Origin of the sequence: Phyllobacterium zundukense, assembly GCF_002764115.1 — a bacterium.
GTDB lineage: Bacteria > Pseudomonadota > Alphaproteobacteria > Rhizobiales > Rhizobiaceae > Phyllobacterium > Phyllobacterium zundukense.
In genome coordinates this window covers 2338957-2362609 of record NZ_CP017940.1, presented here as the reverse complement: position 1 = coordinate 2362609, position 23653 = coordinate 2338957, and the positions used below count along the sequence as shown (strand labels likewise).

At 57.7% G+C, this 23653-nt stretch carries 21 protein-coding genes; 14 read left to right on the top strand and 7 right to left on the bottom strand.

Annotated features, from left to right (window positions below; translation table 11 throughout):
* Positions 1 to 40: 40 nt before the first annotated feature.
* From BLM14_RS11920 to BLM14_RS11905, 4 genes are all read left to right on the top strand, one after another.
* Positions 41 to 829, top strand: coding sequence for a hypothetical protein (locus BLM14_RS11920; protein WP_099999558.1), 789 nt, complete (start codon positions 41 to 43; stop codon positions 827 to 829).
* A 317-nt stretch (positions 830 to 1146) separates the two neighbouring features.
* Entirely contained in the window at positions 1147 to 1665 is a 519-nt protein-coding gene (locus tag BLM14_RS11915; protein WP_100001243.1) for a DUF992 domain-containing protein, read from the top strand.
* Between the two features lie 136 nt (positions 1666 to 1801).
* On the top strand, positions 1802 to 2401 hold the full coding sequence (locus BLM14_RS11910) for a DUF922 domain-containing Zn-dependent protease (RefSeq protein ID WP_100001241.1): 600 nt from the start codon (positions 1802 to 1804) through the stop codon (positions 2399 to 2401).
* A 373-nt stretch (positions 2402 to 2774) separates the two neighbouring features.
* Positions 2775 to 3287, top strand: coding sequence for a DUF2380 domain-containing protein (locus tag BLM14_RS11905; protein ID WP_099999557.1), 513 nt, complete (start codon positions 2775 to 2777; stop codon positions 3285 to 3287).
* Positions 3288 to 3364: 77 nt separating this feature from the next.
* Here the strand turns inward: BLM14_RS11905 and BLM14_RS11900 are convergent, their stop codons facing one another.
* From BLM14_RS11900 to BLM14_RS11890, 3 genes are all read right to left on the bottom strand, one after another.
* The gene (locus tag BLM14_RS11900; protein WP_099999556.1) at positions 3365 to 4291 is read right to left on the bottom strand and encodes a tyrosine-type recombinase/integrase; all 927 of its coding nucleotides are present in this window, start codon (positions 4289 to 4291) and stop codon (positions 3365 to 3367) included.
* Between the two features lie 338 nt (positions 4292 to 4629).
* Positions 4630 to 5640, bottom strand: coding sequence for a porin (locus BLM14_RS11895; protein ID WP_099999555.1), 1011 nt, complete (start codon positions 5638 to 5640; stop codon positions 4630 to 4632).
* 60 nt (positions 5641 to 5700) lie between these two features.
* The gene (locus BLM14_RS11890) at positions 5701 to 6030 is read right to left on the bottom strand and encodes a DMT family transporter (RefSeq protein WP_099999554.1); all 330 of its coding nucleotides are present in this window, start codon (positions 6028 to 6030) and stop codon (positions 5701 to 5703) included.
* Positions 6031 to 6430: 400 nt separating this feature from the next.
* Here BLM14_RS11890 and BLM14_RS11885 point away from each other — a divergent pair, with 400 nt between their 5' ends.
* The 5 genes from BLM14_RS11885 (at position 6431) to BLM14_RS11865 (ending at position 11046) form a co-directional block, all read left to right on the top strand.
* Positions 6431 to 7501, top strand: a complete 1071-nt coding sequence (locus BLM14_RS11885; RefSeq protein WP_099999553.1) for a porin — start codon at positions 6431 to 6433, stop codon at positions 7499 to 7501.
* 144 nt (positions 7502 to 7645) lie between these two features.
* The gene (locus BLM14_RS11880) at positions 7646 to 8311 is read left to right on the top strand and encodes a BON domain-containing protein (RefSeq protein WP_099999552.1); all 666 of its coding nucleotides are present in this window, start codon (positions 7646 to 7648) and stop codon (positions 8309 to 8311) included.
* Positions 8312 to 8457: 146 nt separating this feature from the next.
* Positions 8458 to 9192, top strand: a complete 735-nt coding sequence (locus BLM14_RS11875; protein ID WP_099999551.1) for an endonuclease — start codon at positions 8458 to 8460, stop codon at positions 9190 to 9192.
* 760 nt (positions 9193 to 9952) lie between these two features.
* Positions 9953 to 10348 carry a hypothetical protein gene (locus BLM14_RS11870; RefSeq protein WP_099999550.1) on the top strand — a complete coding sequence of 132 codons (396 nt, stop codon included), beginning with the start codon at positions 9953 to 9955 and terminating at the stop codon, positions 10346 to 10348.
* On the top strand, positions 10300 to 11046 hold the full coding sequence (locus BLM14_RS11865) for a calcium-binding protein (RefSeq protein WP_099999549.1): 747 nt from the start codon (positions 10300 to 10302) through the stop codon (positions 11044 to 11046). Before BLM14_RS11870 ends, BLM14_RS11865 begins: the two co-directional genes overlap by 49 nt.
* Before the next feature lie 471 nt (positions 11047 to 11517).
* Here BLM14_RS11865 and BLM14_RS11860 read toward each other — a convergent pair whose 3' ends face one another.
* Both BLM14_RS11860 and BLM14_RS11855 read right to left on the bottom strand, forming a co-directional pair.
* Positions 11518 to 12423, bottom strand: a complete 906-nt coding sequence (locus tag BLM14_RS11860; protein WP_100001239.1) for an alpha/beta fold hydrolase — start codon at positions 12421 to 12423, stop codon at positions 11518 to 11520.
* Positions 12424 to 12698: 275 nt separating this feature from the next.
* Positions 12699 to 14807 carry a lytic transglycosylase domain-containing protein gene (locus tag BLM14_RS11855; protein WP_099999548.1) on the bottom strand — a complete coding sequence of 703 codons (2109 nt, stop codon included), beginning with the start codon at positions 14805 to 14807 and terminating at the stop codon, positions 12699 to 12701.
* Positions 14808 to 15470: 663 nt separating this feature from the next.
* On the opposite strand from BLM14_RS11855, the gene BLM14_RS11850 reads away from it, so the two are divergent.
* The 5 genes from BLM14_RS11850 (at position 15471) to smpB (ending at position 22207) form a co-directional block, all read left to right on the top strand.
* Complete coding sequence (locus BLM14_RS11850) at positions 15471 to 16679, top strand: calcium-binding protein (RefSeq protein ID WP_099999547.1); 1209 nt, start codon at positions 15471 to 15473, stop codon at positions 16677 to 16679.
* Between the two features lie 203 nt (positions 16680 to 16882).
* Positions 16883 to 18769 (top strand): calcium-binding protein, encoded by a 1887-nt coding sequence (locus tag BLM14_RS31780; protein WP_162293152.1) that lies wholly within the window; start codon positions 16883 to 16885, stop codon positions 18767 to 18769.
* A 619-nt stretch (positions 18770 to 19388) separates the two neighbouring features.
* Entirely contained in the window at positions 19389 to 20198 is an 810-nt protein-coding gene (locus BLM14_RS11840; RefSeq protein ID WP_162293151.1) for a calcium-binding protein, read from the top strand.
* Positions 20199 to 20790: 592 nt separating this feature from the next.
* Positions 20791 to 21672 (top strand): 4-hydroxy-tetrahydrodipicolinate synthase, encoded by an 882-nt coding sequence (gene dapA / locus BLM14_RS11830; protein ID WP_099999543.1) that lies wholly within the window; start codon positions 20791 to 20793, stop codon positions 21670 to 21672.
* A gap of 46 nt (positions 21673 to 21718) precedes the next feature.
* On the top strand, positions 21719 to 22207 hold the full coding sequence (gene smpB, locus BLM14_RS11825; protein ID WP_099999542.1) for an SsrA-binding protein SmpB: 489 nt from the start codon (positions 21719 to 21721) through the stop codon (positions 22205 to 22207).
* 93 nt (positions 22208 to 22300) lie between these two features.
* Here the strand turns inward: smpB and BLM14_RS11820 are convergent, their stop codons facing one another.
* A complete protein-coding gene (locus BLM14_RS11820; RefSeq protein WP_418314182.1) occupies positions 22301 to 22969 on the bottom strand; it encodes a uracil-DNA glycosylase in 669 nt (222 codons plus the stop codon).
* Positions 22966 to 23541 carry a LabA-like NYN domain-containing protein gene (locus BLM14_RS11815; protein ID WP_099999541.1) on the bottom strand — a complete coding sequence of 192 codons (576 nt, stop codon included), beginning with the start codon at positions 23539 to 23541 and terminating at the stop codon, positions 22966 to 22968. Before BLM14_RS11815 ends, BLM14_RS11820 begins: the two co-directional genes overlap by 4 nt.
* Positions 23542 to 23653: the final 112 nt, after the last annotated feature.

Genomic DNA, 23653 nt, shown 5'->3' with positions numbered 1-23653 from the left:
TCGTTATTTCGAATATTTGACTGGGGTGTTATGTTGAGGCATGACCCGCGAAAAAGCCGTAGCTAGTGCACAGGCTTATTTTGATTCCGGCGCTTTTCGGGAGGATTTGGCGCGTCGAGTACGCATGCCGACCGAGAGTCAGAACCCTGACCGCGCGCCAGTGCTCGTCGATTATATCGAGACGGAGATCAAGCCGGCCCTTGTGGCAATTGGCTTTACCTGCCGCACATTGTTCGAGCGCGATTGGCCATTCCTTTTTGCCGAGCGCATCGAGGACCCAAAACAGACCACGGTACTAGGCTACGGCCACGGTGACGTGATCCGCGGGCTGGATGACGGCTGGGAGGAAGGGCTGTCGCCTTGGCAACTGATCGAGCGTCACGGGCTGCCAATTGCGTTTCGTCGTCGGGGTGATGTAGCGGACGTGCTACCCGCCCTTCGCCGGCATCTCGACCGCAATGGCTTCCAGGGTGTGCAGATCGCACAAGCGGGCGATGAAGTTTTCTATGCAACACGGCTCGACCCGGAGCATCCCTGGGTCCGTTGGGCTGTGGACTCGATTTCTCGCACCACGGGCAAGAAACCGGCGATCCTTCCGAATCTTGGTGGCTCTCTGCCGAACGATGTCTTCTCCGACATTCTGCAGCTTCCGACGATATGGGTGCCGCATTCCTATCCGGGGTGCTCGCAGCATGCACCGAATGAGCATCTTCCGCTCAGCATAGCTCGGGAGGGTCTTGAACTGATGGCGGGGCTTTACTGGGACCTCGGCGAGCCGGGTGTCCCGGCAAGTCAAAGCGCCGGAAAGGAACGACTGAGTGTCGATTAATATTCTCCACATGAGGCGAAGCTGCCGGTGGTTGGGCATTTTTCTCAACGAGGGCTGGTGGCGTTTGCCGCATAATTCCGCATATCCGGACATTCGATCACGCTTTCGCAAGCAGTCGGCACGATGCCTTCAAAATGTCCCATTGGGGGTCGAACTGAGAGTCGTCTGTAACTTCCGCCTTCCACCACGCTTCGACACATGCAGCTTCAATGATGCGATTGGAATCGCTCTGCGATAACATCTATAATTCATCGCTGGATGTGCTGGCAGGTGGAGCGATTGCGGTACACGGGTTACAATTTGAGAAGGAGAGTATCATGACGAAAAAGACTCTTGCGATGGCGCTTGGCGCAGCGTCGCTGGCTCTCGTCAGCGCCACGGCCGCCAATGCAGCCGATACCCGGACCTACAGGGATCAGGGACCACGCGGCGGCGTTCGCATCGGCTACCTCGACTGCATCGTCGGCGCCGGCGGTGGCTACCTTCTCGGCTCAGCCAAGGAAGTCGACTGCGGCTTCCATACGGCAGTCGGCAGCGAACCTCTGGATCATTATAGCGGAGCGATCAGGAAGCTCGGTGTCGATATTGGCTTCACGACGCGCAGCCGGATCATCTGGGCCGTATTCGCACCGACAGCCGGCTATCACCATGGCTCGTTGAGCGGTATCTATAGTGGCGCGACCGCTGAGGCGACGCTCGGCGCCGGTATCGGTACCAACGTCCTGTTTGGCGGTACATCGGGCTCGGTCCACCTTCAGGCGATAAGCGTGACAGGTCAGATCGGCCTCAACATTGCCGCTACCGGCACATCGCTGACACTCGCCTCGGTGAACTGAGACCTATCATTCGCCCCTTCCGCCGCGGCGGAAGGGGCTCTATCCTGGCTTTTCATCCGTGACGCCGAGATGGTTGTCATGATGCGTGAGATGCCGCCATTTCCGGATCATCAAGAAACTGTCAGCGGGGATTCGCGTGAAATCAGTCGTCCGACTTTCGCTGCTGGCGGCCTGTTTCGCCTCATCGCCGGTGACGGCGCGCGCGGAATGGCAGGCCGCCGAGAAGGTGCAGACCTACGCCATTGCAGGACAAACCGGCGCCGAGCTCTATGCATCTATCGGCGAGAAGGGCCCGCAGCTTGGCGGCACGTCACGCGCCATCGCGCATACCAATTTCAAGCTGTTATGGTCGAGGAAATACGAGGCGCAGGGCGATGCTTGCACTCTGATTTCGGCGCGGCCCAACCTCACAATCACCTACACGCTGCCCAAGCCCGCCGGGCAATTGCCGGTCGCCGCTCGCAAGAATTGGGAGACGTTCATCGCTGGTGTCCGCGACCATGAAGTGGTGCATGGCGATATCATCAAGGATATGGTGAAGGCGATCGAGGCGACAAGCGTGGGCATGTCCGTGCCGGGCGATCCGAAGTGCCAAAAAATCAGGACCGAGCTGACGAAACGCCTTTCCGAACTTTCTCTCGCACAGCGGCAGCGAAGCCGGGACTTCGACCAGACGGAGCTCAGCGAAGGCGGCAATATCCATCAGCTCATCCTGAAGCTGGTGAACGGTCCGTAGACGGCTCCAATTGCAGTCGCGCTGCAATTGTCAGAGCCGGGGACATCAGGAAATGCTCAGGGAAGATCTGGCCCGAAAAGGGATTATTGGGTGCAAACCTGGCAGATTAATACGGCGATCGAAACTACAAAACCGAAGACCAGCAGATGGCACCACATTGGTGTGGTGTAGTGCATGATCTCATTGTCTTCATCTTCATACATGGACGGCCTCTCGCTGTTGAGCCGTCCCTATCAGGGACAAATGACACGTGGATGTCAAGCCGCCCCTTGCTGGCGGCCGTCGCCGGATCGGGCACGGGCCCCGGATCCGGGAACATTTTGCCAGCCGCAGATTTGGCCATTATGGTCGATCGGGAAGAGGATCTGCAGCGATGAAAATGCTTGCTCCATGTGCGGCAATCGTGTTGGGCACGGTTCTGGCAACATCCCCGGCGCTGTCTGAACCACGGAACGCTGTGGCGGTGGCGAACTTTGATTTCCTTGATACATCCGGCGAGGTGAGGGACCAGAAAGCGGAGCACGACCGAAGACTGAAGGAACTTTTAGACTATCTTCGCCAGCAGCTTTCCGGCAGCGGCAAGCTCGATATTGTCGACCTGCCGTGCCAATCGTCTCAATGTACGGCAACAGACCCAGGCTTCGAAAAACTATCGGAACAGGCCAAACAGGCGGGCGCACATTTTGTCATTATTGGCATTGTCAAAAAAACCAGCACGCTGATCGGCTGGATTGAATACTCCGTGCTCAATGTTGTCGACCAGCGCGCCGTTTGCGGCGAATTGATCAGCTATCGAGACGATACGGACGAATCTTGGCGCCGCGCCGCAAAGTTCTCAGCCGGGCAGATATTGAATCGGTGCAAACTCGCCGCTCAGGGGCGGTGAGGGGAGGCGTGGCGGGTTAGCCATCATTCATGACCACCACGGATTCTGGCGCCAGAACCGGTCCGATACGCCTCGCGTCAACCGCGCTCGAGCACGGCGACACAGGAATCAAGATCGTTGGTCGCGAGATGTGCGTAGCGCATGGTCATCGACAGCGTCTGGTGGCCGAGCCATATTTGCACGCGCCTTATATCGATGCCGCCGCGCACCAGACGCGAGGCGCAGGTATGGCGCAGAATGTGCGGAACAACCTGATCGTCCTTTCCCAGGCCGACTTCCGCCTTGGCATCGTTCCAGATCGCGCGAAAGCGCACCTGGTTGTGCATGGAGAAGGGACCCTTCAGCCGCCCATGCGGAATCTGGATGAGTTCCCGCGCCCGCGCGGTGAGGGGGGCTGTCCGGCTGCGTCCTGACTTTGTCAGCCAGAAGGTCGACCGCGAATCCTGCAGGTCATTCCAGTTCAGGCCGATCGCTTCGCCAAGCCGGCAGCCCGTATCGACCAGGAACACGCTCAACCGGTAACTGTCGTCGCAGCGCGCACGAATAGCGGAGAACAGCCGTTGTTCTTCCTCGGCCTCGAGGAATCGAATTCGTCCCTGCCGCTCCTTCTGACGGCGGAACTCCGGCAAATTGTAGATGTCGCCCATCTTGCACGCCTTCCGCAGCAGTTTGCTCAAGGCAGCCATCTTGCGATTGATGGTTGCATTGCTGTTGCCGCGTTCGCGTAGCGTGCCGATCACAGAATCGAGCATTTCCTGCGTGAAAACGCTGAAACGCTCTCCGCTCAAAATTTCGCTGATCTCCCCAAGGAAGGACCGGACATTGGTCTTGTGCGAGCCTTCATCCCAGAGAATGCTGATATATTGCGCGGTCAAATTGCTGAGAGAGTGTTCCTTGACCAGTCGTTTGCTGCCGTGATCCGCCGATGCATAGGTGAGATCGTACTCGAACCGGACAGGAAAGCTGGGGGAAGGCTGCGAGTTGCCCAAGGGTGAAGTCAGCATGATGATTGCGCTCTAATTGATAAAATATGCATCGGATAAATATGCGACGAGTTGTACCCGTCTTTCCGAAAAGCGCAATCCGGGAACCTATGCCTCTTTAGGCTAATAGCCTCCCGTTTGATGAATCCGTTGCGGGTCTCATCAACGTCCAACCTCGAGGGTCGTTGTCCAAACATTTCACTGTCTCCTCGGTCCGCGACCGTTCCAGGAATCCTTTCTCCGCTTAAATGTCTGTGCGCCGCCTATGCGAACGCTGAAAATTGATTGTTCAAAATGAATTTGGGGAAAAGCCAACGCCGGAGAAAATCCGGCGCTGGTAGATATGTCAGATCAGGGGATCAGAAGTTGCGCTGGAAGCGAACGATGCCGCCGAAAGCGTCGTCGTGATCGTCATCGAACGTGACATACTCAATTTCTGGCGTGATGACGAAGCCTGGAACAAGGGTGTAGTTGACGTTCAGTACAGCAGCCAGTTTGCCTGCCTCTTCATAGGAGAGCGCGCCATTGATCGTGGCCTGTTCGGTGACCTTGAAGGAAGCACCACCCCATACGGCCCAGTCGCCATTCCATGCGCCGTAATAATCATCCACTTCGCCGCCAGTCTGGTAACCACCCATAACGAAAGCGGAAATCGTGTCGGTGAACTTCACGTCCAAACGGACCTTACCGGCGAATTCTTCTTGATTCGAGTCATAACCGCCAACGGCCGAAACCGAACCCCAACCCTGTTCAATCTTCGCACCTGCCACAATGTGAGGCAGGTAATCCTCGATCTGGTGGGCGGTATCACCCTGTTCCAGAGCAACGATGGCCGAGAAACCATTGCCGCCCGTGAAGGTGTAGCTGGCCTGATTGGTGCGTCCACCAGCGTAAGATACGAGGCCATCTTCGATGACAGCGCCCGCACCGTCGGTCCACGCATCAAAACGCGAATCAGTCACACCGAGGCGGAAACCGCCAAGCTCGATGTATGCGTGCGGGATAATGCCGGCAGAGTTCACGCCATCGACGAAGTCGAACCTGGATGCGATGTAGGAGCGCAATGTGCCAAGTTCGGTTTCCGAACGGGCATCGAAACGTACTTCACCGCGAGTCAGCCCTTTATAGGTATCGAGTGCAGTGCCATCGCCCAGGTCGTCGCCGGCCCGGACATCAACTCGAACGAGGCCATCGATCTTCAGGCAGGTCTCTGTTCCCGGAATATAATAGAATCCCGCGCCGTATGCGTCGCAAACTTTGACGTATTCGACGGGTTCTGGTTCGGCGACGACGACTGCGTCTGCAGCGCGGGCGCCGGTTACTGCAACGAGGGCTGCAGCGGAGCCGAGTAGAAGGCTCTTGATGTTCATTTCTGACCTCCAGTCAAGATTCGCTGGAGGCCAGACGGGAAACGGGACGTCAGGCCAGCTTTAATGGCCGACGGAGCTGGAGAACAGATTGACGATGAGAACCCCGGCGACAATCATCGTGAGGCCGATGATTGCAGCCAAATCAAGCGTTTGCCTGAACCAGAACCAGCCAATGGCCGCAATCAGCACGATGCCGGCGCCCGACCAGATCGCATAGACAACGCCGACGGGGATCGTCTTGATGGGAATGGACAGGAAATAGAATGAGGCGGCATAGCCGACAGTGCAGACTACCGAGGGCCAGAGCCTGGTGAAACCATCGGCCTGCTTGAGGGCCGATGTCGCTACCACTTCGCAGACTATGGCGATAACGAGGTAAAGATATGTCATGTCAAATCACCATTGAGAGAGGCGGCAAATCTATGATTCGATTCGACGATCGGCCGTGAATGGCGGTTTATTGGCCGATTCTGCGGGCAATTGCCGTTCCAATACCGCCATGCCGTGAAGAATTTTATTAAAAACCGGGTTACCTATATTAAGGAGTGGTAAAGATATTGCAGGCCCCGAGGCGATTTCGTGTCATTTGTGCAACAGCGCTCTGCCATAGAGCCGCCACAAGTCGCTTCACCCGACATTCGTGGTTGAAACCCCGACGCTGGCGAGTATGGTCTGTCGGGAGGAAGGGCGTTCATCGCATTTCTTCTTGGACTTAGGGGATGGGGACAGGTTGTCCTTCAGCCAAATTGGAATGCCCAGACCCATTTTTAACTTTGACTGGAGGTCAGAAATGAACATCAAGAGCCTTCTACTCGGCTCCGCTGCAGCCCTCGTTGCAGTAACCGGCGCACGTGCTGCAGACGCAGTCGTTGTTGCTGAACCAGAGCCCGTCGAATACGTTCGCGTTTGCGACGCATACGGCGCAGGCTTCTTCTATATTCCGGGGACCGAAACCTGCCTGAAGATCAGCGGCTATCTTCGTTACGACGCACAGGGCGGCGATGATCCGTATACTGGCATCGACACCGAAACATGGACCAAGCATACTCGTGCAACGCTGCGCTTCGATGCCCGTTCGGAAACCGAACTCGGCACACTGCGTTCGTACATCGAAACCCGTTTCGACTACACTGCTGGTCGTGAAGGTGACGACGAAGATGGCTTCAATCCATCTTATGCTGAGCAGACCGAAACTCTGGCCCATGGCTACATCGAACTCGGCGGCTTCCGCGTTGGTGTGACGGACTCGCAGTTCGACACATGGACCGGTTCTGCTGGTAACGTGATCTTCGACGATGTCATCGATTACGGTGGCGGACGTACAAACCAGATCAGCTACACTTTTGCTGGTGGCAATGGTTTCTCGGCCACGGTCGGCCTGGAACAGGGTGATTCAGCTCACATCATCGACGACTACATGCCGCACGTTGTTGCTGGTGTGAAGTTCGAGCAGGGTTGGGGCGCAATCTCCGGTGTTGCTGGTTACGATGCACTTGCCGAAGAATTCGCTGGCAAGCTGCGTTTGGACGTGAAGTTCACCGACACCATTTCTGCCTTCATCATGGGCGGCTATCAGTCTGACTTCGATGGCGCACCAACTCAGTTCTATGGTGCTTGGTACGGCGATTGGGCTCTTTGGGGTGGCGCTTCCTTCAAGGTTAGCGAAAAGGCCACGATCAACGGCCAGGTTGCTTACGAAGACGAAGGCACGGTTGCTGCTGCTTTGAACGTAGCTTACGAGATCGTTCCTGGCTTCGTGATCACACCTGAAATCGCCTACACTTCGTTCGACGGCGATACTCGCCCACATGATGGCGATGACGCATTTGCTGGTATCATCCGCTTCCAGCGTAACTTCTAATCCTTTACTGGATTGGTTGATTGAGACCCGGCAGCGCAAGCTGCCGGGTTTTCTTTTGTTCACAACATGCTGACGACATATCGCCGTGTTGAAATGGCGGTGAACATGCGGCAGAAAACTGCTTCGAAGAGAAAGACTTGATATATGCGCACCATCAAGAGCTGGTTCTGGCCAGGCGTCATCACCACAGCGCTGCTCACGGCTCTGGCCGGGTGGTTTCTCGCCGGACCGGTCGACCAGAAACTCACCGATGAGGTCAATGCCGCGCTGGAATCGCAAAACCCATGGGCGAGCGCCGATGTCGATGGGCGGGATCTCATCCTGAAGGGTATCGCGCCCTCGGAAGAGGCACAGGCTGCCGCGCTGAAGATCGCCGGGGAGACGCCCGGTGTCCGTGTCGTTGAAAATGATACCACGCTTCTGCCGCTTGCCGATCCGTTCTCCTTCGTCATCACCAAATCGGACGATGGAATCCTGCTGTCCGGCAATGTTCCCTATGGCGATTCGCGCGCCCGGATCCTCGCTGCTGCGGAAAGCGCCATGCCCGGCATCGAAATTCTCGACGAAATGGCCGTGGCGCGCGGCGCTCCGCAGGGGTTTTTCGATCTCGCCAGTTTCGCCCTGGCCCAGGCGGCGCAACTCACCAATGGCGAGGTGGAAATTGCCGGCGAAACCTATAGTATCAGCGGCACCGCCGCGAACTCCGCCGATTACGAAGCCATCAATGCCGCCTTGCGCCTCGCTCTTCCTGGCAATGGTAAGCCGGGGGAAGTGAAGCTGGCGGCGCCCGCCAGTACGAGCAGCAACTAAAGGCCCTAAGGAGAAAAAGCATGTGGTACCTGATCACTCAGCTCTGGCTCTTTCTGCTGATAGCTGCTCTTGTTGGTTTCTATGTCGGCTGGTCGACCCATGATGGCGCACACAGCTGAAGTCCGCTCGATGTGGGATAGGGAACGATGGTTGCATTCATTCTTCAGTCGCTGTTTCTCATCGCCGCCGCCTTTATCGTCGGTGCGATTTTAGGCAATCTTTTCAAACGGTTCTCGCCAAAAAGCGATTCTATTGCTGAAAGCTCCACCAAAGCGGCCGACGCGCGGCTGGCCTTGGGCATTCCTGCCAATGACGATGTGCGGAAATCGGCGCGCGAGGCGGCCGCGATGATTCCGCCGGCCGAGCCCATCCCGCCGCTTGCCCCTTCCGCACCCCAGCCATCCGCCCGGTCCGCGCGCAAGACGGCCGCGAAGAAAGTGCCCGCCAGGACGCTGGCGAAGCCTGTGCCAAATCCCCGGCAGGACGACAAGAACCGCCCCGCGACTCTTAAAGCGGCGCGCCGTGGCAAGCCCGACGCCCTGACGGCCATCGAAGGCATCGGCACCGGCATCCAGACAAAGCTCTTCGCGCTCGGCATTTTCCATTATGACCAGATCGCCGGCTGGAGCGTCGACCAGGCCAAATGGGTCAGCGAGGAAATCGGCTTTCCCGGCCGCGCCCTGCGCGAAAACTGGGGCAAGCAGGCAGCCGCGCTGGTGAAGCCGCCAGCGAAGCCGAAGGTTGCGGCGAAGCCTGTGAAGACCACGGCTGCGCCCAAGGTTGCGAAGACGACGGCTGCGCCCAAGGCGCCCGCAAGGCCTGCGATTCACACTGCGCCGAAGCCTCCCGCAAGGACTTCAAAAACCGGCAAGAGCGGCTAAGCGCTTAGCTCTCCTCTTGCGATGCCGGTTATCTCTCCCCCTGTGGGTGTGCTGCGACAGCCGATGCCGGTTATCTCCCCCCTCTGTGGGTGTGCTGCGACATTCGATGCCGATTATCTCTCCCCTTGTGGGAGAGAAAGCGATTTCAGCATCTTAGCCCTTGCTAAGTGCTAGAAATCGCCAGAGAGGGGATTTGCCTCACCGAGCTACCCCCTCACTTGGATTTTCCAAGGATTTAGCGAAGAGGCTAAATCCAGGAAAATCCTACCCGGGGCGAGCCACGGGTCTCGCCCGCCCTTCGGGCCCCGCAAGGGGAGAGATAATCGGCATCGGCTGTCGAGCGCGAGCCGCAAGGGGAGGGATAATCATCGCGCCAGCCGCCATCCACCTTCCTCATCGTGACATCCTCATCGTGAGCTTCGTCATCGTGAGCTCGTCGAACGACGAACGACGAACGACGATCCACGCAAAGCTTATGCGGCAGCTGACCACCGGCTGAACCTGTCCACCATGCGACAAAACTCTGCAATCGCCCAAGTATTTGTTTCTGTTGATGAATCATTCATCTGGCGAAATACGCTATAATGCTTTTGGGCTATGCTTAACATTCAGTAATAAATACTCATGACTATAGGTGGTTTAATATAAAGTTACTACTTTGTTTGCCGGACAAGGCGTATCCTGTCCCTGCAGTTGCAGGGGTAACAGGCCCTGGGGAGGATACCGGCCCTTTGCAGCCCTTTTAATGGGAGGGCGGGTTATGCCTGCATTACCTATATTACCTGACGACGTAAGGCAGCTTCTCGGCATCGCGGGCATTACGGTGGATTTTGGCGACGACAGGATCAATGTCAAGGCCTATGCAGATAATCCGCACTATTATCAGGGCCAGGGCAATGTCGATACCATTACCGGCGGGTTAGGCGTTGATTATATCGAAGGCGGGAAGGGCGCCGACAATATTCTCGCCGATCTTGGCGGCAGCAACAACACGCTCGGCTATTTCAACTCAGAGCTTGCAGTGGCTGTAACACTCAACGCGCTCGGCGGCTTCGACCTGCTCGGCGCCGGCGCCCCTCTGGCGGCGATGCACAGGGCGATAAGGTCGTGGGTGGTTTCGAAAACCTCGTCGGTTCGAATTCCCATGATACGCTGACCGGCAACAACGCCGCCAACAAGCTCCTCGGCATGGGCGGCAATGACACGCTCAACGGCAATGGCGGCAATGACAGCCTCTACGGCGGCGATGGCAATGACACGCTCAACGGTGGCGATGGCAATGACACGCTTGTCGGTGGTCTGGGCGGAGATATGCTCAACGGTGGAGATGGCATTGATACGGCAGATTATTCTTCGACGGCTACTCCAATACGGGTGAATCTCAGTTCAGGAACGGGAATCGGGGGCGACGCGGAACGCGACACGCTGACCTTGATCGAAAATATAATAGGTAGTGGTAGCTTCGATATTCTTATTGGTGACAATGGTAACAATGTGCTGGTGGGTGGTGGTCAGGGAGATAAACTAACAGGTGGCCTTGGAAACGATACGTTCATGTATCGTGATATTTTGGATGCAGAGTTAGATGAGGACGAAACTATAGAAGACTTTACAAGTGGAGATATAATCGACCTGTATGCCATCGACGCCAATGCCAACACAGCGAACATTAATGATCAATTTGTGATCGTAACGAATTTTACCGGCCAAGCTGGTCAACTTAGTTTTGAGGAGTTCGAATTCCAAACTGTTGTCAGAGGGGATGTAAATGGTGACAGTATTGCCGATTTCCGGTTCTATGTGGAATTCTCAGGAGAGGCTCGGAATTTAACGGCCAGTGATTTCATCCTCTAGCCCCCAAAACTCCCCGGCATTCACCCGCCGGGGAGCCTTCGCAATCCTGGCGTGATGACCGGTCGCGCTGGGATTGCGATCCGACCATCTTGGCGATCGAAGCGAAGCTTTCGCCGGAATTCGCCAGAAGAGGGGATTTTTCAGCCCACAATCCCCTGGAAAATCCTTTGTTTGTGGCGGGTGGGGGATGCCGATGCCCTCTGCGGGTGTGCTGCGGCAGCCGATGCCGCGTTATCTCTCCCCTCTGTGGGAGAGAAAGCGATTTCAGCATCTTAGCCCTTGCTAAGTGCTAGAAATCGCCAGAGAGGGGATTTGCCTCACTGAGCTAACCCCTCACTTGGATTTTCCAAGGATTTAGCGAAGAGGCTAAATCCAGGAAAATCCTTTCTCTCCCGCAAGGGGAGAGATAAGCCGGCATCGGCTGTCGCAAGCCGTTCATTGTGCGGCAGGGACAGAGGACGACCTCAAAACTCACACCGCCCTTAGATCGATCCCCGCCGTAAACGCGGCGATCAGCTCCGGCAATTGCCCGGTTTCAAGCAGCGGTGCGTGGCCCTGACCGGCGACATTGATCACCTGCAGGGCGGGGTGACGGCGGGTCATTTCCGCGACGATTTCGCTCGACAGCAGCTTGGTATTTTCGCCGCGGATGAGCAGCAGCGGCAATTCGGCGAAGAGGTCGAACTGCGCCCAGAGGTCCGGCAGTTTCTGGCTGAAATCGATGCCTTCCAGCGTCCTTAAAAGATTGAGGTCATGATCGGGACGCACCCCGTTACCACTCTCCACGTAGCTCGCCCGGGTCCCGCGCTCCCAGTCCGCATTGGTCAGCGCCGGAAACGCCTCGCCCAGCGCCGCGCGCTGCAGCGCTTCCGCTTCGGCAAAATTCCTTGGGTTCGGCGGTTCGTCGCCCAAGCGTTTGCCGAGATTCTCGCTGATCTCCATCAGGCCTTCCGGCGCGAGCTCCGGGCCGATATCGTTGAGGATCACCCCGGCCAGCAGCTGCGGTGCGATGGCCGCGAGGATATGGGTGACCATTCCGCCGCGCGAGGTGCCGAGAAACACCGCCCGCGCGATGCCGAGATGGGCGAGCCCGGCAATCACATCGCCCGCCTCGGTGCCGATATTGTAATGCGACCAGTCCGGGTCATAGGCCGAGCGCCCGCGTCCGCGGAAATCGAAGCAGATCACCCGGCGCGGCGTTATCGCGTGGCCGGCGAGGGTGAGCGCCAGTTCGTGAAAATCTCTGGCGTTGCGGGTCAGTCCTGGCAGGCAGACGATTGGCAGGGTGTCGACCGTTTGCTCCGGCTCATAGACCCGCGCGTAAAGCTTCAGGCCGTCCGGCGCATTGTAGAAAATCTCGTTAAAAGAATCGCTCAATAGTATGACTCCAATGAATATGAAAATGATGAAATTAAAGAGCACGACGATGCAGTGTTATCTCTCCCCCTGTGGGAGAGAAAGCGATTTCAGCATCTTAGCTCTTGCTAAGTGCTAGAAATCGCAAGAGAGGGGATTTAGAGCCACTACAATACCCCCTCACTTGGATTTTCCAAGGATTTAGCAAGGAGGCTAAATCCAGGAAAATCCTACCCGGGGCGAGCCACGGGTCTTGCCCGCCCTTCGGACCCCACAAGGGGGAGATAAACGCGGCATCAACCCCGCCGTCCGGCGGTCAGATCGCTTTCGATCTGCGCCTTGCCGGTCAATCGCGCCTTATAGACCTCGTAATTTTCCATCACCCGCTGCACGTAATTGCGCGTCTCGGTGTAGGGAATGCGCTCGATCCAGTCGACGACCTCGTCGACGGACTTGCCGCGCGGGTCGCCATATTTCACGATCCACTCATTGGCGCGCGTCGGCCCGGCATTGTAACCGGCAAAGGTAAGCACATACGAACCATCGAATTTCGAGATCTGCTCGCCGAGGAATTTCGCGCCGAGCGTCGCATTATAGGCGGCGTCCGTGGTCAGCCGGTCCTTCGAATAGCTCATGCCGGCGCGGGTGGCGACGCCCTTGGCCGTTCCCGGCAAGAGCTGCAGCAGGCCGCGCGCCCCGGCGCTGGAAACGGCGGCAGGGTTGAATTCGCTCTCCTGCCGGGCAATGGCATAGGCCAGCGCCGTGCCGGAGCCGGAAATATTGGCGTTGGCGGGAATGGCGCCGATCGGATGCGACAGGGCGCCGACGTCGATGCCGCGCTGTGCCGCCGCCTTGCCGACGCGCAGGGCGACATAATGGTTTTTCTTGCGCTCCGCCATCACGGCCAGCAGCGCCAGTTCGCCGGGGCTGTCGAGCTCCTGCGCCAGACTCGTATACAGCATCGCCGCGCGTGAATCATAGCCGGTGTCCTCCAGCCGCTGGATCGCCCGCACGGCCTCGCGCCCAGCAAAGCGTGCCCGCTCGGCGTCCGTCGGCTTGGGGTAGGGCAACTGCAAGGCGGACTGGCCCAGCTTCGCCGCTGCCAGCTGGCCGTAGAATGTGGTGCCGTAGCGTGAGGAGCGGCCGTAATAGTCGCGCGCACTTCCGGCGCTACCGGCTTCCGCCGCGCGTCCGAGCCAGTAATAGGCGCGCGAGGCCGACATCGGCTTCGACGAAATTTCGGCGATACGGGCAAAGTGCCGCTGCGCCGTGTTCGGATCGTTCAGCGCCCGTAGCGCCACCCAGCCGGCGTGGAATTCCGCATCGGCGGCCACGGTTGGGGTCTCGGCGCTGTGCATCGCCGCCACGCGGTAGGCGCGCTTGGCGTCGCCAATGTCGAGCAGTTCGCGCGACAGCACGCGCCGCTCGGTCCACCACGCATCGGGATCGACCAGCGCCGCCGCATCGCGCGGGGCCGTAGCCATCACATCCGCCGCTTCGCGGAACTTCTCCTGGCGGCGCAAATATTGCGCCTTGGCGAAGATATAGGCGGCGTTTTTCGCCCAGGAGCCATCCACCTGCGCCAGCTTCTTGCCCGCATCGGGCGATTTCTGCAGAACGGCGGCAAAGGCCTGGAACAGCGAATCCGCATTGGCGAGCTTGGCGACACGCCCGGCGGACTTGACCTTGCCCTCATAGAGCATGGTCAGCATGCGCGTCAGATGGTCGTCGCGGGCGATCACCTGCGAGAACTCCTTGAGGATCATGGCTTCCTGGCCGTCATCCAGCTTCTTCGTGCGCCAGAACGGCGCGAGGATCTGGCGGGCGCGTGCCGGGTTGCCGCTGGCCACATAGGCGCGGGCGAGGATGACCACGCCCTCCGTTGTCTGCGGCGGGGTATTGCCGAAAGCATTGATGACAATCGACGGCGCCGGACTTTCCTTGTACAGCGCCCGCTCCGAATTGTTGCGGAAGGTGGCCATGCCCGGCCAGCCCGGCAGTTCGGCGGCCGCATGGGCGATCTCCGAGCTCGGCACGCCCGGCGCGTTGGAAAGGCCGATCGCCCAGGTCAGGATATGCCGGTCGAGTGCATTGATTGGCAGGCCGTTGCGGATGCCGAGCGCGCGGTTCACGTCGCCGGAGGCGATCGCGTCGAGGCCGCTCTTCAGGCTCCCGGCAATCGCCGATGGCCTCGAAGGCTGGGTAATGCCCGCCGTCGTCACCGGGTCCGGCCGCGTGACGGCCTGCATCGCCGGGTTCACCCTTGTTCCAGTCGAGGCGAAAGGCTTCAGCCCCGGCACGGGGACGGCGGCGGAAGGCGCAGGATTCTGGGCATGGGAAGCCGTAGCCGTCAGCGCAAGCGTGAGGCCAAGAAGAACATGATGCAAAACAGGAGTTCTCAGCATTCGGATACCAGTTATTTGAAAGCGGGTGCCCCCGGAACCAGGGACATGATCATCAGATAATAATGGCGGACGTATGAAAGCACTCTTAACAAAAGGTTAGCTGATTGAGCGGCATTTGAAAGGACGGCGTCTACGGCCGATGCCGATTATCTCCCCCCTTGTGGGGCCCGAAGGCGGGCGAGACCCGTGGCTCGGCCCCGGGTAGCGATTTCAGCATCTTAGCCTCTTGGCTAAGTGCTAGAAATCGCCAGAGAGGGGATTTGCTTCACTGAACTACCCCCTCTCTTGGATTTTCCAAGGATTTAGCGAAGAGGCTAAATCCAGGAAAATCCTTTCTCTCCCGCAAGAGGCGAGATAAGCCGGCATCGGCTGTTGCAGCACACCCGTCAGCGACGATCCTTACAACCAACCCACTTCCCCACCGAGAGCTTCGTCGAACGACGAACCACGCAACTCTCTGTTCCACAACGCAAATTCTTCTTCTTGCCGCGCAAGTATAATACTTTTGGGCTATACACTTTACGTAAGATGTAGCTCAGATTTAACATAAGTTGCTTTGATTTAATCCGAAGGAGGTATAGAATAGAACCTGCAGTTGCAGGGGTGGCAGGCCCTGGGGAGGATACCGGCCCTTTGCAGCCCTTTTAAAGGGAGGGCATGGTTATGGCTATTCCAGCTCAAATTTCCGCACTTTTTCCGCTTCTCGGCATCACGGGCGTGGTGAGAGAATTTACCGGCACTGCGGGCAATGATTTGCCTCCGCAGGGCGGCGCCGGCAGCGACTACATGAACGGCCTTGGCGGGCTCGATACTCTCAACGGTGGCGGCGGCAATGATTATCTCGAAGGCGGTCCTGGCCTGCTCGGCTTGGTTGGCGACGTCATTACAGGCGGAACTGGCAGTGATACCGCCGGTTATGCTACCGCCACAGCGGGCGTAACCGTGGCACTCACGCTCAATGGGGCAGGGACCGGGCTTGCAGGAGATGCCCTCGGCGATGTTCTGACGGGTATCGAGAATCTGGTCGGTTCAAATTTCGCCGACAACCTGACCGGTGACAATCTCGCCAACATTCTCATCGGCCTCGACGGCAACGACACGCTGAATGGCGCCGCTGGCAACGACACCCTCTACGGCGGCGGCGGAAACGATACGCTGCTAGGAGGCGCTGGCATCGACACGCTCATTGGCGGTGCCGGGGCGGATGTGCTGAATGGCGGGGCCAATCTCAACATTGTCGACTATTCGACTTCCCCAAGCGCAGTCACCGTTGATCTGACCGTGGGGGTATTGGGCATTGGCGGCGATGCCCAGGGGGATACCCTGATTTCCAATGAAAACGTCATCGGTAGCGCGTTCAATGACCACATTATGGGTGGTGGCTCGACGGACAATGCATTCTTTGGCCGGCTTGGGAATGACACCCTCGAAGGACGCGATGGCGAGGACGTCCTCGAAGGAAACGAAGGTAACGACACGCTCATTGGCGGAAACGGCAATGACGCCCTGGACGGAGGCTCCGGCAATGACATCCTGAATGGCGGGGTTGGAGCCGACAATCTGGTTGGATCAGGAGGCGACGATAGATTCGTCTATACGAGCGTGGCGGATTCTCCCCTGTTTGGCCTGACTGATATGGTCGTGGGATTCAACCAGGCGTCATTAGATGCAATTGATCTGTCGGCGCTGATTCCGGGGGAATTTGTCTGGGTGGGATTCCAACCAGGCGGCGCCTTACCTGGTCAAGTTGCCCAGGTTTTTGGGCAAGGCCTCAACAATTATATTCATGTCAACACCGGAAACGGTACGCTGGAGATTAATATTTTCGCACCTGACCAAAGCGGCTTTTCGGCCAGTGATTTCATCCTTTGATGGATGCGTAACTGGTGCAAATGCCGTGTTGCTCACCTGCATTTGCACACTAGCCTGAACCGCCGCGCGGGCTATATCCACCCGCGCGGCCGCATCGCACTATCTTCCATCGCGCCATGACGCGCGCAATATTACCGAGAGTTGCAAGGGGTTTCCGGCCCCGTGATGGAGCCGCCCCCGTGCGTAAACATGGGAGGACTATCATGGCTATCAATCTACCAAACGGTCTGCTCCAGCTTCTGGGCATTTTGCCGAGCACCGTCGAGATTTCGCTCAGCGATCAAGGCAATTCCTTCACCGGCACCAATGCCAATGAACATATACAGGGCAATGGCGGCGGCGACTCGATCAATGCCGGCGGCGGCTCTGATGTTGTCGAAGGCGGCGCGGGCGGTGACTCGCTGCGCGGCGGCACCGGCAATGACTATGTCGAAGGCGGCACCGGCGGCGATTCCATGGATGGCGATGCCGGCAATGATACGGTGGGCTATTCGCAGTCCGCCTCAGGCGTCACCCTAACCCTCAGCAACAATGCCAACGCAAACGGCGGCGGCAGCGGCGGGGCCCAGGGCGACTCCTTCAGAAACTTCGAAAACGTCGTCGGCTCGAATTTTGCCGACATCATCACCGCCAACAATTCCGTCAATATCCTCGCCGGGCTTGGCGGCAATGATCATCTGAAAGGCATGGGCGGCAACGATATTCTCGTTGGCGGCCTTGGCGCCGATATTCTTGACGGCGGCACCGGCATCGACACGGCCAATTATTCCACCAGCGCCGCGCCGGTCAACCTCGTGCTCGGCGGCGTCAGCAGCGGCGGCGATGCGGCGGGCGATACCTTTATCTCCATCGAGAAATTCGTCGGAACGGCGGGCGCCGACCAGTTGAGCCTTGGCAGCAGCGCCGCGCTGGCGCTCGCAGGGTTCCAGGCCGAGGAGGGCGGCGAGGTTAACGCCGGTGCTGGCAATGACAGCGTCGCAGGCTCCGGGGGAGACGACCGTATTCTTCTTGGGTCCGGCCAGGATGGCGTAAATGGCCATGATGGCGACGACGGTATCAGCGGTGAGGCCGGTGCTGACCGCATATCTGGCGGTGGGGGTAACGACGTTATTTATGGTGAGGATGGCGAAGGTTTCCAAAGCCTCTCCGCGCTCGCTGCCGAAGACGAAAGCGACACCCTCAACGGCGATGAGGGCGACGACCAGCTCAATGGCGGCATTGGCAACGACACGCTTAACGGCGGCGAGGGCAATGACATCCTGGACGACGGCCCTGGCGATGACATTGTTGACGGTGGCGATGGCAACGACACGTTCAGGCTCGGCGTCGGCCGTAACACAGTGACGGGCGGCGCGGGCGACGATACATTCGTATTCTCCGACGGCACCTTTGCAGGTGGCTCGACTGACCCCGACGATCGAACCGATCTTGGCTCGATTGATGGCGGCGAGGGGGAGGATGTGTTCAACTTCGCCAATGTTTCGCAGGGCATAGCGCTAAATATCGGTGACGATGGCACCATCGATATAACGCTGCCGGATGCCCCGACGCTTGCAGCAATGTCGGGCTCGCAGGCGGCTGCGCTCGCCAGTGAAAGATACTACCGTTTTCACGACCACAATAGTTGCATTCATGGATCCGATCACGACGACCATGTTAACGGTAGCGTGCAAGACGATGCCGTCGAAGGCGGTGCAGGCAACGACACGCTCAATGGCAACGGGGGAGTTGACACGCTCAATGGCGGCGAGGGTGATGACACGCTTAACGGCGGCGAGGGCAATGACATCATCGACGGCGGCCCCGGCAAAGATACGTTGAGCGGCGGTACCGGCGCCGATACTTTCAGGTTCCAATTCGAGGCAGATGCGCAAGACACAATCACCGATGGGGATGCCGGCGATATCATCGATCTGAGAGCCATTGACGGCGATTTGGAAGAGGAGGGGCCTCAGCCCCTGACGGTCGGCGAGGGCCAGCAGGTCGAAATCGTCAACGATCAAATCTTCGTACGCCCGAATGGAGCGCCAGAATTCGTCATCAATACCAATACCTATCAGTTCGACTACGCGCAGATCCAGGCGATCTGACGAAAATCGGGTGGGAGGAGCCAGTGAGGCGGGAGAGCTTTCTCCCGCCCTTTTTCATGAACGTCCCGAGGCGCCAGCCTTCCTCGTGCTGAGCTCAACTTCCTTTGTTAAGCACAACCTCCCGCCGAGCCTCTTCATCGTGAGCTTCTTCATCGTGAGCTTGTCGAACGACGAACGACGAACGACGGCCGACAAACGACGATCCTCGCAAAGCTTATGCGGCAGCTGTCACGAGCTTAATTTGTCATCCACGCGACAAAACTTCTCGATCGCGCAAGTATTTGTTTCTGTTGATGAATTGTTCATCGGGAGAAATACGGCATAATGCTTTTGGGCTATATTCGGATTTCAGTAATAAATACTCGCAGCTATAGGTGGTTTAATACAACGTTACTATCCTGTCTGGCGGATAAGGCGTATGGTGTACCCTGCAGTTGCAGGGGTAACAGGCCCTTGGGAGGATACCGGCCCTTTGCAGCCCTTTTAAAGGGAGGGCATGGGTATGCCATCACAACTTTCGCAAGCAATGTTCGATCTTCTTCAGGTTTCCAACGGCAATTGGCTGCCGCAGGTGACTGTCAACTTGTCCAATCTCGGTGGCACGTCAGGCAATGACGATATGATCATTCCGAGCGGCCTTGGCGGTGGCGCGGCTGTGATCGTCGGCGGCGGGCAAGGCAATGACCGGATTGACGCAAGCGCCGCCACCCTGAACGTGGTCAGCACGATTAATGGAGGCGCCGGCGATGATCAGATCTTCGGCAGCACGGGTAACAACATCATCAATGGCGGCGCCGGCGATGACTTTATCGAAGGCGGCGGCGGCCTCGCTGATGTGCTGAATGGCGGCCCCGGCATTGACACATTGAGCTATGAGCATTCCAGAGGTGCTGTGACCGTCGATATGAGTACGCTTACCGCCCTTGGCGGAATCACCGTAAGCGGTGGGGATGCGGTGGGCGACCAAGTAGCCAATAATTTCGAAAATGCGGTCGGCTCGGCAGGGGCCGATTCCATCACTGGCAATGCCGGTAACAATGTTCTCGTTGGCCTGGCTGGCGATGACACGCTATTGGGCGGCGATGGCAACGATATAATTATCGGCGGTGAAGGAAAAGACACAGTGGAGGGCGGCGCCGGAAACGACACATATAAGTTCATGGCTTTCAGCGATTTTCATATTACCAGCGAAAAAGTCCCGTTTACCCCAGGTGACAAACTGGATTTTCAGGCAATTGATACAAATTCCTTTAGGCCGAACGATCAACCATTCGAGCTCGTGGACTATGACCCTCAGAATGGGCAGATAGCGGTAGGTGAGCCGGGTGGGGGAATCACTGAACTCTCGATTAACCTCGGTGGCCAGATCCGGTATATTTATGTCTTTCACGAGTCTGACTTCATAGGACAAGACGACTTTATCCTTTGATGTGACCACGAACGTGACGGTCGAGGTGTCGATCGGCCATCAACGAAAAACTCCCCGGCATTCACCCGCCGGGGAGCCTTCGCAATCCTGGCGCGATGACCGGTCACGCTGGGATTGCGATCCATTTCGCATTCGTTTCAGTGCCGCGACGATATACTTCGCTACTCATGCTCAAAAACCGGCGTTTTACGGATGCATTTTCCGGAGAACACCTGCCGTACCAGCCGGTACGGAAAGCGGCGAGCTTAACCGCCCTCATATGAATGGAAATTTAATTGAACGACTGTTAAATTAATGTCGGCCGCAGAGTCCACTAAAACGGCTGTTTCGGCAGTTTTTGCGTCGTCCGCGCCCGGATTTCGCACGTGAAATTTCCGTTCTTGTTCGATTCTTCGCGAGAGTGCACGATTCTCGCACATGAAATGTCGAATCTGGTACGAGAAAATCAACCGGGGCGGGAAGTTTACATGTACCGGGTTGATGAATTTCATCAGGGAAATGAACTTGCCCCGCACGCCTGCGATGATTATGGTGCGCCACCTCATGACCGGAAATGGTTCTGGGGAGGATCATTTATTCTTTGGAGTTTCCCATGCTGAAAGGCTCAATCACCGCTCTCGTCACGCCCTTCGATCAGGACGGCGCCTTTGACGAGAAAGCCTTTCGCGCCTTTGTCGGCTGGCAGATCGCCGAGGGAACCAATGGTCTGGTGCCGGTCGGCACCACGGGCGAATCGCCGACGCTGTCCCATGCCGAGCACAGGCGCGTGGTCGAGGTCTGCATCGAGGAAGCGGCCGGAAAAGTGCCGGTGATTGCCGGTGCGGGTTCGAACAATACGCGTGAAGCCATTGAACTTGCTGAGTTTTCCGAAAGGGCGGGGGCGGATGCCATCCTCGTCGTCACGCCCTATTACAACAAGCCGAACCAGCGCGGCCTCTACGCTCACTACAAGGCGATTGCCGAAGCCGTGTCGCTGCCGATCATCATCTACAATATTCCGGGCCGCTCGATCATCGACATGACGCCGGAGACGATGGGCCAGCTCGCCAATGATTTCAAGAACATAGCTGGCGTCAAGGATGCGACGGGCAAGATCGAGCGCGTCTCGGAACAGCGCATCACCTGCGGCAAGGACTTCATCCAGCTTTCCGGCGAGGATGCGACGGCGCTGGGCTTCAACGCCCATGGCGGCCATGGCTGCATCTCGGTGACGTCGAATGTCGCGCCGCGCCTTTGCGCCGAATTCCAGGCGGCGACCTTGAATGGCGATTATAACAAGGCATTGAAAATACAGGATATTTTGATGCCACTGCACAAGGCGCTGTTCCTGGAGCCCAATCCGACGGGTCCGAAATATGCGCTGGCGAAGCTCGGCAAGATGCACAATGCGCTGCGTTCGCCCATGGTCCCGGTCGAGTCCGCCACGGCGGAACGCATCGACCAGGCGATGCGGCATGCCGGTCTGATCAACTGACGTCTGATCAACTGATAATTTTGCCCGAAAGCACTATATAGACTGCATGAACAAGCCAAAAGCTGCCTCAAAACCCATCACGGTTCGCAAGATCATTGCGGAAAACCGTAAAGCGCGCTTCAATTTCGAGATTCTCGACACGCTGGAGGCTGGCATCGTGTTGCAGGGCACCGAGGTGAAGTCGCTGCGCCGCAACCAGTCGAATATTGCCGAGAGCTATGCCAGTTTCGAGCGTGGCGAGTTCTGGCTGATCAACTCCTATATTCCGGAATATCTGCAGGCCAACCGCTTCAACCATGAGCCGCGCCGCCACCGCAAGCTGTTGATTTCAAAGCGGGAAATGTCGCGGCTGGCGCAATCTGTCGACCGCGAGGGCATGACCGTGGTGCCGCTGAAACTCTATTTCAACGACCAGGGCAGGGCCAAGCTCGAGATCGCCGTCGCACGCGGCAAGAAGCTGCACGACAAGCGTGAGACGGAAAAGCAGCGCGACTGGAATCGCGAGAAATCACGGCTGCTCAGGGATCGCGGGTAGGCTCCGCTCTATCTCTCCCCTTTGTGGGAGAGAAAGTGATTTCAGCATCTTAGCCCTTGCCAAGTGCTAGAAATCACAAGAGAGGGGATGAAATTACCCAGCGATTCCATTGAGATAGCTGCTCACTTCACCGAACACTCCCTTGAACATTTCCGTTGTCAGCCGTCCGGTATTGGTATTGTAGCGCGAGCAGTGATAGCTGGAAAAGATCCGCACATTGCCGATATCCGACTGGCCGCCATGGCTGAACGGGTGTTTTGCCACCGGCTGCCCAAATGCGCGCACTGTCGATTGATGCGCGATGGTGCCGAGGGTGACTATGGCGCGGAGATTAGCGAATTGTGCGATGGTTGGCGTCAGGAAACGCCGGCAATTGCTGATTTCGCCGCCAACCGGCTTGTTTTCCGGCGGAACGCAGCGCACGGCATTGGTGATGGCGGTATCGATCAGTTCCAGCCCGTCATCGGGCCGGGCGGCGAATGTGCCGCGCGAAAAGCCGAATTCATTCAGTGTGTTATAGAGCAGGTCGCCGGCATAGTCGCCCGTAAAGGGCCGCCCGGTACGGTTGGCGCCGCGCAGGCCGGGCGCAAGGCCGACCACCAGCAATTGCACGGATGCGACACCGCCTGCCGGCAGGAACGTCGGCACGGGTGCATTGTGCCAGCCGGGTTCCTTCACGCGCCACGCGGCAATGAAATCGTGCAGGCGCGTGCAGATGGAGCAGTCCGGAGAAGGTTCCGGACCGGTCGGGGCTGCGATCAATAATCGACCTGTTCTTCTTCGACCCGCTGGCGCGGCGCGCGCTCGGATGCCTCGCGGCCGATCTCGGCCCGCAGCGAGGTCAGATCAATGAAGTGATCGGCCTGGCGGCGCAACTCATCGGAGATCATCGGCGGCTGCGTCGACAGCGTCGAAACGACGCTGACCTTGCGGCCCTTTCGCTGCAGCGCCTCGACCAGGGAACGGAAGTCGCCGTCGCCGGAAAAAATCACGAAATGATCCACCGTATCGGTCAGTTGCATGGCATCGACGGCAAGTTCGATGTCCATATTGCCCTTGATCTTGCGGCGACCGGCAGAATCCGTGAATTCCTTCGCAGGCTTGGTAACAACCTTGTAGCCATTATAGTCGAGCCAATCGATCAAGGGTCGAATAGAGGAGTATTCCTGATCTTCAACTAAAGCAGTATAGTAGTAAGCGCGTAGCAAATAGCCGCGCTTCTGGAAAGCAGAAAGCAGTTTCCGGTAATCTATATCAAATCCGAGTACCTTGGAGGCCGCATAGAGATTTGCACCGTCGATAAACAAGACGATTTTTTCTCGTGGATCAAACATAATAAGGTTCCATTTCAAAAATCTGAGCTTCAATTTCAAATCAGCTTGAAGGTAATAAAGCCCGATCTGAACTTATACGAAAGTAGGATATTTAGTACGTCGGGTTGGAGCA